This window comes from Desemzia incerta, assembly GCF_900115825.1.
GTDB lineage: Bacteria > Bacillota > Bacilli > Lactobacillales > Carnobacteriaceae > Desemzia > Desemzia incerta.
On sequence record NZ_FOXW01000002.1, the window covers coordinates 59,553 to 72,484 of the forward strand.

Annotated in this window: 14 protein-coding genes, 1 pseudogene and 1 other annotated feature; of the genes and pseudogenes, 4 read left to right on the plus strand and 11 right to left on the minus strand. The window is 36.8% G+C overall.

Annotated features, from left to right (window positions below):
* Nucleotides 1–23: 23 nt before the first annotated feature.
* Both macP and BM137_RS02955 read right to left on the minus strand, forming a co-directional pair.
* A complete protein-coding gene (gene macP, locus BM137_RS02950; protein ID WP_092479671.1) occupies nt 24–275 on the minus strand; it encodes a cell wall synthase accessory phosphoprotein MacP in 252 nt (83 codons plus the stop codon).
* Nucleotides 268–837, minus strand: coding sequence for an NUDIX hydrolase (locus tag BM137_RS02955; RefSeq protein ID WP_092479672.1), 570 nt, complete (start codon nt 835–837; stop codon nt 268–270). The genes macP and BM137_RS02955 overlap by 8 nt, the downstream gene beginning before the upstream one ends.
* 227 nt (nt 838–1,064) lie before the next feature.
* Between BM137_RS02955 and BM137_RS11365 the strand changes: the two genes are divergently transcribed.
* The 4 genes and pseudogenes from BM137_RS11365 (at nt 1,065) to BM137_RS02970 (ending at nt 3,386) form a co-directional block, all read left to right on the plus strand.
* The gene (locus BM137_RS11365; RefSeq protein WP_244887633.1) at nt 1,065–1,310 is read left to right on the plus strand and encodes a hypothetical protein; all 246 of its coding nucleotides are present in this window, start codon (nt 1,065–1,067) and stop codon (nt 1,308–1,310) included.
* A 12-nt stretch (nt 1,311–1,322) separates the two neighbouring features.
* Nucleotides 1,323–1,772 (plus strand): annotated as a pseudogene (locus tag BM137_RS11370) (5-bromo-4-chloroindolyl phosphate hydrolysis family protein); the annotation flags it as partial.
* Between the two features lie 17 nt (nt 1,773–1,789).
* Entirely contained in the window at nt 1,790–3,016 is a 1,227-nt protein-coding gene (locus BM137_RS02965) for a toxic anion resistance protein (RefSeq protein WP_092479673.1), read from the plus strand.
* A gap of 121 nt (nt 3,017–3,137) precedes the next feature.
* The gene (locus BM137_RS02970) at nt 3,138–3,386 is read left to right on the plus strand and encodes a GlsB/YeaQ/YmgE family stress response membrane protein (protein WP_092479674.1); all 249 of its coding nucleotides are present in this window, start codon (nt 3,138–3,140) and stop codon (nt 3,384–3,386) included.
* A 115-nt stretch (nt 3,387–3,501) separates the two neighbouring features.
* On the opposite strand, the gene cspD is transcribed toward BM137_RS02970, so the two are convergent.
* From cspD to ftsA, 9 genes are all read right to left on the minus strand, one after another.
* Nucleotides 3,502–3,702 (minus strand): cold-shock protein CspD, encoded by a 201-nt coding sequence (gene cspD, locus BM137_RS02975; protein WP_092479675.1) that lies wholly within the window; start codon nt 3,700–3,702, stop codon nt 3,502–3,504.
* A gap of 396 nt (nt 3,703–4,098) precedes the next feature.
* A complete protein-coding gene (gene ileS / locus BM137_RS02980) occupies nt 4,099–6,891 on the minus strand; it encodes an isoleucine--tRNA ligase (RefSeq protein WP_092479893.1) in 2,793 nt (930 codons plus the stop codon).
* Nucleotides 6,892–6,982: 91 nt separating this feature from the next.
* Nucleotides 6,983–7,206: a binding site (T-box leader), on the minus strand.
* Between the two features lie 16 nt (nt 7,207–7,222).
* Nucleotides 7,223–7,918: a DivIVA domain-containing protein gene (locus BM137_RS02985; RefSeq protein WP_092479676.1), complete on the minus strand. Its 696-nt coding sequence runs from the start codon at nt 7,916–7,918 to the stop codon at nt 7,223–7,225.
* Between the two features lie 34 nt (nt 7,919–7,952).
* Nucleotides 7,953–8,735 carry a YlmH family RNA-binding protein gene (locus BM137_RS02990; RefSeq protein WP_092479677.1) on the minus strand — a complete coding sequence of 261 codons (783 nt, stop codon included), beginning with the start codon at nt 8,733–8,735 and terminating at the stop codon, nt 7,953–7,955.
* Between the two features lie 13 nt (nt 8,736–8,748).
* Nucleotides 8,749–9,039: a YggT family protein gene (locus BM137_RS02995; RefSeq protein WP_092479678.1), complete on the minus strand. Its 291-nt coding sequence runs from the start codon at nt 9,037–9,039 to the stop codon at nt 8,749–8,751.
* Nucleotides 9,040–9,059: 20 nt separating this feature from the next.
* Nucleotides 9,060–9,545 carry a cell division protein SepF gene (locus BM137_RS03000; protein ID WP_092479679.1) on the minus strand — a complete coding sequence of 162 codons (486 nt, stop codon included), beginning with the start codon at nt 9,543–9,545 and terminating at the stop codon, nt 9,060–9,062.
* A 23-nt stretch (nt 9,546–9,568) separates the two neighbouring features.
* The gene (locus tag BM137_RS03005) at nt 9,569–10,264 is read right to left on the minus strand and encodes a YggS family pyridoxal phosphate-dependent enzyme (protein WP_092479680.1); all 696 of its coding nucleotides are present in this window, start codon (nt 10,262–10,264) and stop codon (nt 9,569–9,571) included.
* A gap of 3 nt (nt 10,265–10,267) precedes the next feature.
* Entirely contained in the window at nt 10,268–11,527 is a 1,260-nt protein-coding gene (gene ftsZ, locus BM137_RS03010) for a cell division protein FtsZ (RefSeq protein ID WP_092479681.1), read from the minus strand.
* A 41-nt stretch (nt 11,528–11,568) separates the two neighbouring features.
* A complete protein-coding gene (gene ftsA / locus BM137_RS03015) occupies nt 11,569–12,897 on the minus strand; it encodes a cell division protein FtsA (RefSeq protein WP_092479682.1) in 1,329 nt (442 codons plus the stop codon).
* Nucleotides 12,898–12,932: the final 35 nt, after the last annotated feature.

Sequence of the window (12,932 nt, forward strand, 5' to 3'; positions counted from 1 at the left end):
CATGTCTAGGACGCATCTATTTTTTATACAACAAAAACAATCACTAAAACGATTGCCAGTAAAGCAGCCACTGCCAATATGGCTAAGTTAAGTTTCTTTCCAGCATCTCTTATTTTATCGTTTTCACTTTTACGGCTTTTAGTAGCAAATCCTTGTTTTTCTCTTTCTTTTTGGTATTTCTTTTCAGCTTTTAACCGTTTCTTTTCCCGTTCTTTTTGAGCTTTCAATTCTTGCTGCTGCTTTTCTCTTTCTTGCTCTCTTAAACTTTTACCCATTGTTCTCACCCTCTTTGTTGGTTTGCAACAATTCGATTTTCCAATAAAGTAAAGCCATGATGGTTTTAGCATCAATGATTTTGCTATCTTCATAAGCTTGCCAAGCTTCTTCAAAAGACAGCTCGATCAACTCTAAAAATTCATCTTCATCTAATGCTGCTTCTTCTTGTTCTTCTAAAGACGAAGCTCGATACAAATGAATCACTTCATCTGTAAAACCAGGAGTCGTATAGAACGTTTTTACGAACTCGAACTCGTGGGCATAATATCCTGTTTCTTCTTTTAACTCTCTGACCCCTGTTTCTTCCGGATCAGTATCTGTATCGTCTATTTTTCCGGCAGGAATTTCATAAATCGTTTGTTCAATCGGTTTACGAAACTGTTCTACGAATATCATTTTTCCTTCTGAGGTAAACGGCATGATCGCGACTGCTCCAGGATGTCTGACGATTTCTCTCGTAGACACTTTTCCATTGGGCAACTCTACAGACTCTACTGTATATTCTGTAATGTTCCCTTTATAAATAGATTCCTTGGATAATGTCTTTTCTTCAAATTTCATGACTTTTCCTCCCTTTGTCAACATCTCGTTCTATGATAACGTTGAACTCTGAAAAAAACAAGAACCAGAATATCTAACAGTCGAAAGAATCCCTAGTTTGCTTTATACTTAGAGTAATAATTCATTCTTAAGTCGCATATATTTTCAGCTGCTTTTTATGCTAGAATAAATGTAAGATAAATGACTCATAGAGATGTTTTTAAACTATTTTAAGAGGTGGACAAAAAATGGATAATTTTATTAAAAATTTTGGAGATATTTTGAAATACACTTTTACGACTGCAAGTACCATTGTGGTTTTCTTAGTCTTGCTGGTATTTGATTTTGGTTTTTGGCCATCCTTGATCATCAGTTTGATTATCGGAAGCTTTTTATACTTTAAAAAAGACAAATCAGATAAGCCGGCAAAAACAAAAGTGCAGCGACTCCGGAAATTGACTCCCGAAAAAGAAGCATTTTATAAATCCAAATGACTTTCTAAGGATGAAATGAAATTTTTTAGAGAAACGATGCAAACAGCAAAAGTTAATATATTAGAACTAGAACAAAATATGCGCAAATCTACTAAGTTGACTGCTATTGAAAAACGCAACAATACGATCCATTTAGCGAAAGCTTTATTTAAAGAAATCACTGAAGAACCTCAACGTTTGCATGAAGTAGATAAATTCTTATACGTGCACCTTCCTTCGTTAAAAGATTTGACCGCTAAATACATTGAGGTGGATAATCATGAAGTGAAGCACAAATCAACTTTTTCTGTTTTATCAGAAAGTGCCGAAACGATTGATGGTATGTGTAATCTGATTGCTAAAGATTACGTCTCTTTCAAATCTGAAGAAATTGAAGACATAGAATTAGAGATGGAACTTGCAAAGAAAGCCATTACAAGAGATAATCATTCCACAGACGAAATCAATGATGAGGAACTATAATATTAGGAGTTGAGAGTATGGTCGATACAAACAAAGAATCATTTAATACCCAAGAAAACGAAACGCCATCAACGGTCAAAGACGTAAACGTTGAATTAGAGAGTTTATTAGCTAATCCATTCCAAACACCTGCAGCTCCTGTAGCTGCAGATCCTTCTATTGAGAATGATGTACAAAAAGAAACAAAGACTGAACGCTTGGTCGATAAACTGCCTAAAGAAAGACAACAGCAAGCTTATGCATTAGCCGGTCAAATCGACGAAAGCAATATTGAATCGGTCATGTCTTATGGTGCAGCTGCGCAAAAAAAACTAGGGGAATTTTCTCATTCCATGCTGGATCATGTCCAAAATCAAGATACTGGAGATATTGGAGAAACCTTGAATGAATTGATGTATCGTTTGAATGAAGCTAACCCAGATGATTTAAGAGCTGAAGACAACAATATTTTCAAAAAACTTTTTGGGAAGATCAATCGCTCGATATATGAAGTAACCGCTAAATACCAAAAAATCGGTGCTCAAGTCGATAAAATCGCTGGTAAGTTAAACAAAGAAAAAGATTTGCTGTTGCGAGATAACGCTATGTTGGAACAATTGTACACAAAAAACTTAGACTATTTTGAAGCGTTGAATATCTACATTGCTGCCGGTGAAGTAAAAGCAGAAGAACTTTTAACTAAGTTGATTCCTGAAGCTGTAGCAAAAGCAGAAAACAGTTCTGATCAAATGGATGTTCAACATGTAAATGATTTGAATCAATTTCTTGATCGTCTTGAAAAACGAGTGTACGACTTGAAGTTAGCTCGTCAAATGACGATCCAACAAGCTCCGCAAATCCGTTTGATTCAAAATACAAACCAAGCATTGTCTGAAAAAATTCAATCTTCTATCAATACCGCTATTCCTTTATGGAAAAACCAAATTGTTATTGCATTGACCCTATTGAGACAAAAAGATGCTGTTGAAGCACAACGCCAAGTATCTGAAACCACTAATGACTTATTAAAGAAAAACTCTGAACTATTGAAAACTTCTGCTATTGAAACAGCTAGAGAAAATGAACGAGGTATTATTGACTTAGAAACCTTGCAAAAAACTCAAACTGACCTGATCGATACGCTGCAACAAACTTTGGAAATCCAAAAAGAAGGCCGTATCAAACGTAAAGAAGCAGAACGTGAGTTAACCACTATGGAGACTACTCTGCGCGATCAATTACTAGAAATCACAAGTAAAGATTAATTTTTTTCTTCCCCTTTCCATGTGATGTGAGCATATCCTTTGAACTTTGAACAATTAGTGTCTATACTAGGTATTGTAATAGTTCATTACAAATACTTTATTTCTTAGGAGAGTGGAACTTATGTCATTTATTTGGTCATTAATCGTTGGTGGTATTTTAGGAGCCGTTGCTGGGATGATCGTTGGACGCGACGTACCGTTTGGTATCGTTGGTAACATCATTGCTGGATTTATCGGATCTTGGTTAGGTACATCATTATTAGGACAATGGGGTTTGAATATCGGAGGATTTTACATCTTCCCAGCGCTGATTGGTGCTATCGTTCTAATATTAATCTTCTCTTTCATTACTGGAAGACGCAAAGGGTAATTGTTCCCTAATAAAATAAAAAAGATATACTCTTCGGAGTATATCTTTTTTATTTTAATGTAAAACGATAAAAAGAATGGAAACTATGAAGTCTCCATTCTTTTTGATTTTTTAATTATAATTTAACAACGTTAGCTGCTTGAGGTCCACGGTTGCCTTCAACAATTTCAAATTCTACCGCTTGTCCTTCTTCTAAAGTTTTAAAACCATCGCCAGTGATTGCGCTGAAATGTACGAATACATCGTCTCCGCCTTCAACTTCGATAAATCCAAAACCTTTCTCAGCGTTAAACCATTTTACAGTTCCTTTTTCCATAACTAACTACCTCCACTATATCTTATTGCAACAGATCTTTTTTCTATAGAGGTCTATTTATGTAACTCAACGATCAAAGTGCATTTATACAAATATAAACGTCGTTCTTGATTAGTTATTGATGTGACATAAAATCAACTTTCTCATTTTTAAAAACAAAATCTATTACATTTTCAATTATAACGCAGTTGTTTTTTATTTGCAAGGGCTATCATCTGCATTTTAACAGCGAACAACAGCTTTTTATTGATTATGAGTTTTCAACTACTTTGGAAACGTTCTATCAAAATAGTTCTCATTCACCACCTACCTCAAATTAATTGCCCTCTTTTCACTTTCGTACTCAATAAAAAAGCTCCATCAAACAGATTGAACTGTTTAATGGAGCTTACTGGTCTATTCTGCTTCTGTTTCAGGTATTAACGCTTCTGGATAGTGTTCCTTCACGATATGGTAGCAACGACCACAAAGTGTTGGAGCCTCCTCAAATGATCCCACTTCTTCACTGACGATGCGGCATCTTTCACACGTCTCTCCGTGTGCATGTTCAATAGAAACAGCTACATCTGCAAATTTATGAGCTGATTCAGGTGCTGACTCGTAATCACCAGCAATTTCTAAATCAGAAACGATCAATAATTGCCCAATATTTGCGTCTAAACTATTCAACAACTCTTTTACTTCTGCTGTTGGGTAAAGAGTTACTTTTGCTTCAAATGACTTACCAATGATTTTTTCATTACGTGCTTCTTCCAAAGCTTTCAATACTTCATCTCGCACATTCATGAATGCTTTCCAATCTTTTAACACTTCTTCTTGATTGTTGAAACGTTCTACTTCAGGTAATTCTGCCAATTGAGCAAATTCTTCGTCTTCTTTAAGGAGTTTCCAAATCTCTTCACTAGTATGCGGAAGGATTGGTGTCAATAATTTTGTCATCTTCACTAAGATATCGTAAAAGACTGTTTGCATAGCACGACGATCGTGTCCATCTTCTAAGTCGATGTAAACAATATCTTTAGCAATATCTAAATAGAATTGAGACAAATCAACTGTACAGAAGTTCATTACTGTTTGGTAAATCCCCTTGAAATCATACGTTTCATAAGAATGTTTGATTTTTTCTACGATTTGGTTGAAACGAATCAACATATATTGGTCTAAAGCATTCAACTCTTCGTAAGCAACGGCATTGACTGCAGGATCAAAATCAGATGTATTAGCCATTAAGAAACGCATCGTGTTACGTATTTTACGGTAACCTTCAGATACTTGTTTCAAAATATCATCTGAGACGCGCACATCGTATTCGTAATCAACGCTTGAAACCCACAAACGAATAATATCTGCACCCATTTGTTTGATTACTTTATTTGGAACAATAACATTTCCGATAGACTTACTCATCTTACGGCCTTCTCCATCCATTACGAAACCTTGAGAAAGGACGCTTCTGTAAGGAGCTTCTTCGTTAACCGCCACAGAGGTTGTCAAACTAGAGTTAAACCAGCCTCGGTATTGATCTGAGCCTTCTAGATACATGTCTGCTGGGAATGATAACTCTGGACGAGTTTTCAATACACCTGCATGAGATGATCCTGAGTCAAACCATACATCCATGATATCTGTTTCTTTAGTAAATTCATTATTTGGACTAGCTGGATGCGTAAAGCCTTCTGGTAATAAATCTTTTGCTTCCCGTTCAAACCACACATTCGATCCATGCTCACTCACTAATGAAGCCACATGATCAATGGTTTCTGGAGTAATAATCGGTTCGCCATTTTCAGCATAGAAAATCGGCAGAGGCACGCCCCATACACGTTGACGTGAAATAACCCAATCACCGCGGTCTCGAACCATATTGTACAATCTTGGTTTTCCTGATGGATGCAACCACGTTACATCATTTTCAATAGCATCTAAAATTTGTTGACGGAATTTATCGATTGAAGCAAACCATTGAGGTGTTGCTCTAAAAATAACTGGTTTTTTTGTTCTCCAGTCATGAGGGTAGCTATGTGTAAAGAAGCTCATTTTCAACAAGTTTCCTTTTTCTTCAAGCCATTCCGTAATTTGTTTGTTGGCAGTATCATAGAAAACACCTTCTAAGCCTGGTGCTTCATCAGTGAAACATCCTTTATCATCAATAGGAGAAAGAACACCTAGTTTGTATTTTTGACCTGCAATATAGTCATCTTCCCCGTGTCCAGGAGCCGTGTGAACTAAACCAGTACCGGCTTCTAGTGTAACGTGATCTCCCACAATTACTAGAGATGTACGATCATACAATGGATGTTGTGCTGTCATCAATTCTAAGTCTTTTCCGTTCACTTCAGATACGGTTTCAACATTTTCCCAACCTAATGTGGCTGCTACATCGTTTACTAAGTCTTTAGCCAATACATATTTTTTGCCATCAACTTCAACTACAGAGTACACATAATCTGCATTCACAGCGATAGCTAAGTTTGCTGGAATCGTCCATGGTGTAGTTGTCCAGATCACGAATGATGTGTCACCATTTAAAATTCCTTTTCCGTCAACAACTGGGAAAGAAACATAGATACTTGGTGATTTAACATCTTGGTATTCAATTTCAGCTTCAGCTAATGAAGATTCACTAGATGGTGACCAGTAAATAGGTTTCAAACCTTTATAGATGTATCCTTTTTCCGCCATCTGTCCGAATAAACGAATTTGTTGTTCTTCAAATTTAGGATCTAGAGTCACATAAGGATTGTCCCAATCACCAGCTACTCCAAGACGTTTAAAATCTTCTCTTTGTTGGTTGATTTGTTTCCAAGCATACTCCTCACAAATCTTGCGGAATTCTGCTTCCGACATTTCTTTCCGTTTCACACCGCTGTTTGTGACAGCTTGTTCAATAGGCAGTCCATGTGTATCCCATCCAGGAACGTAAGGAGAACGGAAACCGCTCATGCTTTTTGATCGGATGATAATATCTTTTGTAATTTTGTTTAAAGCGTGACCCATATGGATATCGCCGTTTGCATATGGAGGTCCATCATGCAAGATAAAAGTTGGTTTATCTGAGTTTTTTTCTTGACGTTTTTCATATACACCAGCATCTTTCCACTCTTGTTGCCATTCCACTTCTCGTACTGGCAAGTTTCCTCGCATTTTGAATTTAGTATTTCCTAAATTCAATGTTTCTTTCATTTTCATTGTAAGAATTCCCCTCTTCTTTGTTTTTCCTTGTTTCCTTTGATCAACACCATTGCCTAACTTTTGGAGCATAAAAAAAAGACCTCCTCCCAAAAGGGACGAAATCTTCGTGGTACCACCCATAGTTCAAGAAAAGAGTTCCCTCTTTTCTCCTCTAGTAATTGTTAACGCCAATCACACGATTGATTCTACTCCTAGTTCGAATCAATACTCATGGAGGATCTTACGACAGCAGGGACTTGTTAGACTTACACTATCTCTAACTCGCTGAAAAGTATACTTACTGTCGCTTTCTGTTCCAATCTTCGCTATTCATTATTCAAATGGTTGATTATAAAGGCATTTCTACAGCAGGCATGTTGCCTTCTTCGTAGTCCGCTTCATCTGTTTCAGACGAAGTTTTTTCTGAAACAGTCTCAGAATGAACTTCAATGGATTCCGTTCTTTCAGAATCATCATCTGTTATTATAGCTTTTTCGACATCTACTGGCAACCGTTTCTCATTAGTTTCTGTCTTTTTCAGAAATTCTTTAACCGTTGGAATTTCGATAACTTCTTCTACATCGCTTTTCAGCAACTCATCCCATTCGTTGTTTTTTACCATTTCCAATTGAGATTCAATCATCAATTGAAGACGTTGCTTGAATACACGGCTTTGTTTTTTCAATTCTTCTGTTTCAGCAGTGATTCTACGAGCTTTTTCAACGGAATCGTTCAATAAGCGATCTGCATTATTTTCAGCTTCTTGAATGATGATAGCTGCTTCTTTATCAGAGTTTTCTTTCAAACGGTCAGCAGCCTCTTGAGCAACAATAATGGATTTATTCAAAGATTCTTGAAGATTATTGTAATAAGCCACTTTTTCTTCAGCAAATTTCAAGTTCTTTTCCAATTCTTTTTTGTCTTTTAAAATGGCTTCGTAATCCTTGATGATTTGATCTAAATAATCATTTACTTCATCTTGGTCGTAACCACGCATTTTGACCGGAAATTCTTTATTATGTATATCTAATGGTGTTAGTACCATTATTGACACCTCCAATAGTAAAGTTGTTAGTCTGTTATTTAAATAAAACGCCTAATTCAAGTTTCCATTTGTCTTTCTTGCTTTTTCCTTCAATTTCTTGTATTTGGAAACGTCCAAACCCGCGAACTGAAACAATATCTTGTAAGTCCAACACAAAATCCGGACGTTGCATTTCAGTCCAATTGACCTTAATATGCCCTGATTCTATCATTTGTTTGGCACGTTGTCTAGAAATCTTGAAAATACTTGAAACAAGCACATCAATACGCATAGATGAAACGGTATCGTGGACAATCGTCCAACTATCTTTAGGAACGATCATATCGGTGTAGCGTCTTTCTTCTAACCGAACAGCGACTCTCCCAATTTTATCGATTTGAGAGACCACATAGTTCTCGATAGAGTCGTCAATAAAAAATTGCCATCTCTCTCCATCCGAAATAATATCTCCGAAATATTCCCTTTTCATACCGGTAGAAAGCAGAGTACCCAATATTTTCCCATGAGACATGGTGGCAAACTTCGCTGGGTACTTTACTTCATACAAGCGGATATTGAAATCTTCTTGTTTCGGTTCAAAGTAAGTCGGACAAATAAATGCTCGGTTTCTCTCAGAGGATTCGTATCCTCCAAAAGAATGCAACTTGATTTCACTGCTTTTACCGATGATCGTTTCCAATATATAGTATTGGCGAGGATCTAAAAAATTTGTCAGTACCGGTGTATATTGGTCCTCAACTTCTCTGACCCAATCCATTACCATATCAATAAAAGGTATTTCATCTTTTCGGAAATGCTGATAAACATTTTCAATCATTGTGACCTACCCCTTATGAAAGTATTAATCGATAAATGAACACGAAGATACTATCTAAACCTGAACTTGCCAGATTCAATACAAATAACGCTACTATTCCAGATATACTGATCATACCGATTGGCGGAATGAATCTGCGGAATATTTCCAAATAAGGTTCGCAAATTCGAGCCAACAACTGCCCAAAAGTAGATTGATAAGCATTCGGAAACCAAGACATCAGTATATAAATAATCAGTAATACGGAATAAATTTCTAGAGCAGCAGATAATACATCATGAAGTACAAATAGTAAGTTTAACACTGAATGGTATTTCCTCTCTTTTAGTAAATCTCAAGATCATCAAAGGTGTTGGTTTGTTCTAACACACCATCGATTTCAACATTTTTTGGTGTGCAAAGAAAAATTTCATTTCCAACACGTTGCATGTCTCCTTCAATGGCATAGATACTTCCCATCAAAAAATCCACTATTTTTTTGGCTTCGCTTTTTTCAATACGGCTAAAGTTCAAAATAACAGATTGATTCGACAACAGTAAATCTGCAATATCTTTTACTTCCGAGTAGACTCTTGGTTCAACTACGATGATTTTTCCTTGTTGTTGAACTTGGCTCAAAGCAACTACATTATTGTTTTTCTTAACTTCTCTTCGTGTATTCATCGCCGGATTACTTCCTTGTCTGTTTGGAAACTGAGGTTTTTGTTTATTTTTCATCTCATTATTTTCTTGTGCATTGTTTTCGACTTGAAAAGTTTCTTCTTCATCACCCAGCCCAAAAAAATCATTTAATCGGTTTATCATTCCCATTGTAAACCCTCCTCATTCAAAAATTAATCTTCGTCAACAGTAGTATTTTTGAAAAAAGCTGACCCAATACGGACAAAATTAGAACCTTCTTCTATAGCGATTGGATAGTCTTGACTCATCCCCATACTTAATTCCGTACAAGGAGCGTAGGACAACCCGAGCAATTGAACTTCGTCTCGCAATTGTTTTAACTCACTAAATGTTTTTCGAATAGTTTGTGTATCAGCATTTTTAGGAGCCATCGTCATCAAACCAATAACAGTTATTTTTTCAAATTGTGCCAAAGAACGAATGAAATCCATCACTTCATCAGGAGAAAAACCACTTTTAGAGTCTTCTCCAGCTACATTCACTTGTACGAAACAAGAAACAGGCTTTTCAGCTCGTTTTTCTATTTCTTCCGCCAAAGACATACGATCTAAAGAATGTAAATAATCAATACGATTGATCACTTTTTTTACTTTTCTAGTCTGAAGTGATCCAATATAATGCCAGACAATACTGTCGTCTTGTAAAGCTTCTTGTTTCGCGATCAAACCTTCTGGTCTATTTTCTCCCAAATCTTTGTAACCTAATGATACTACCTCTTTAGCCTGTTCAATGGATACATATTTTGTTACGACTACAACACGAAGACCAACTCTATCACGTTGAGCTTCTCTAAGTGATTTTCCTAGTTGATCTTCTATGCTGTGAACATTTTGTTCAATGGTGTTCATTTTTTACTTCCGTCTTCTTCTGAAGAAAGGAGGTGTATCTAGGCTGTCTTGAGGCATTTCTTTTTTCTCTTCTGGCGCTGTCTCTCGGTTTGATGAATTGAAATCATGATTATCCTCTTCATTGAAAGAAGCTGGCTCTTCTGTTTGTACTGTACGGCTGCGTGTATTCGGTTCGCGACGGATATCCCAATCAGCAAACGGATCTTTTTCTCTCGTTTCTCGGTTTGAGTCATTGGTTTGTTGTCCGCGATTTGAAGATGGTTGAACACGATTGCGCGTGTTTTGAGCTAACCGCTTGTCTGATTCCGTTGTATCGATTCCTGTAGCAATAACAGTTACCACAACTTCGTCTCCTAATTCTTCATTGATTGAAGTACCAAAGATAATATTCACTTCAGTAGTAGATGCCGCTGAAACAATGTCTGAAGCATCTTGCGCTTCAAATAATGTCAAATCTGATCCCCCTGTAATGTTCAACAATACTGATTCTGCTCCATCAATAGAAACTTCTAACAATGGTGAAGAGATAGCTTTCTTAGTTGCTTCTACAGTACGATTTTCTCCGCTTGCTGTACCAATACCCATTAAAGCAGATCCTTGATTTTCCATTACGGTTTTAACATCCGCAAAGTCCAAGTTTACGTATCCAGGAGAAGTGATTAAATCAGAGATTCCTTGTACTCCTTGACGCAATACATTATCTGCTTCACGGAAGGCTTCCAACATAGGTGTCTTTTTGTCCACGATTTCTAATAAACGGTTGTTTGAAATCGTTACTAATGTATCTACGTATTCTTTCATTTGAGCTAAACCTTCAGCAGCGAAACGGCCACGTTTTGGTCCTTCAAATGAAAATGGTCGTGTAATCACTCCAACAGTCAAAGCTCCTTGCTCTTTAGCAATACGAGCAACGATAGGTGCAGCACCTGTACCAGTACCTCCACCCATTCCTGCAGTAACAAAGATCATATCTGCTCCTTTTAGAGAGTCTGCGATTTGTTCTGCACTTTCTTCAGCGGCTTTATGGCCAATATCTGGATTTGCCCCTGCTCCTAAACCACGTGTCAGTTTAGGTCCAAGTTGAATTTTTGTTTCAGCGTTTGAATTTGCCAAAGCTTGTAAATCTGTGTTGGCTACAATAAATTCCACGCCTTTTACGTTATCCATGATCATACGGTTTACTGCATTGTTACCTGCTCCACCCACACCAATTACTTTAATGACAGCTCCACTTACTGGTGCTGTATCGAATTCTAAGTCCATCTTGTTTCCTCCTACTATCTGATTGGTTTCATTTTTTTAGTTTAATCAAAGAAGTTATTGAACATTTTTTTCATTTTTGAAAACATGCTTTCTTCTTGGTTCTTTTGCTTTTTAACTACTTGTTTCTTTTCAACATATTCCCCTGCATCTTCTTCTGCATACATTGGAACAACTGTCTGTTCTTGTGAAAAAGAAGGATTTTGATTGAATCCTGTTGCAGTTTGGTTGGCAATCTTTTGAATATCATTTAGTTTTGCTTGATATTCGATCAACCCAATACCGGTTGTAAAGGAAGGATATCTGATTCCCATATGATCTGGAATGTATAATTTTACATTCACTTCAAATATCTCTTTTGCCAATTCTACCATACCTGGTATAGAAGATGCTCCTCCAGTTAAAACGATACCCCCAGGCAGCTCTCTAGCTCTGACTGAGTCCAACTCTTCTTTTATAGTCTCAAATATTTGGACCAGACGAGCTTCTATAATCTCAGATAAATACAATTCATTCACTTTTACTGGTTCTGTTTTACCGACCACTTCGACCGGGAAGACCTCATCCTCTGAAGCTTCAAGAGAAGTAGCATAACCAAAGTCACGCTTTATTTTTTCGGCATTCTCTAAGCTTGTATTCAATACAATGGAAATATCTTTTGTGACATATTCTCCACCTTCAGGATCAACAAATGAAAACTTCAATTGATTGTCATGAATAACTGAAGCAGCAGTTTGGCCGCCTCCCATGTCAATCAATATCGTTCCAAAATCTCTTTCACCGCTTGACATACTTACTTTACTGGCTGCCAAAGGCTGGAGAACAATGTTTTCAATGTTTAATCCCGCTTTTTCCACACAACGTTTAATGTTATGTACAATGGTTTTAGGTCCAGTGATCATTGTGGCATGCATTTCAAGTCTGACACCGATCATTCCCCTAGGATCTTTTATACCATCAAATCCATCTACGATAAACTCTTCTGGAATAATAGCCAATATTTCACGTTCTGGAGGAACGGATTTGACCATTGCTGCGCTGATCGTATTTCGTACATCTTCGTCTGTAATTTCTTTATTTTCACCTGATACTGCAATCATTCCATGACAGGTTTCAATTTCTGTAGATGTACTTTGAGTTCCTACGATAACGTTGCGAATATCAACATTAGCTTTTTTTTCTGCTTGTTTAATCGCTTTCTTCACAGATTCCACAGTTTTATCGATATCCACTATGATACCTCTGCTTAGACCTTCAGATTTTTCATTTCCAACTCCAATAATATTCATTTGTCCATTAATATACTCGGCTACAACAACCTTTATTGAAGTGGTTCCAATATCTAAACTAACATACATCTCAGAATTCCTCATACATTGAAACCTCCTAGCTTTAAATTTCAACTTTT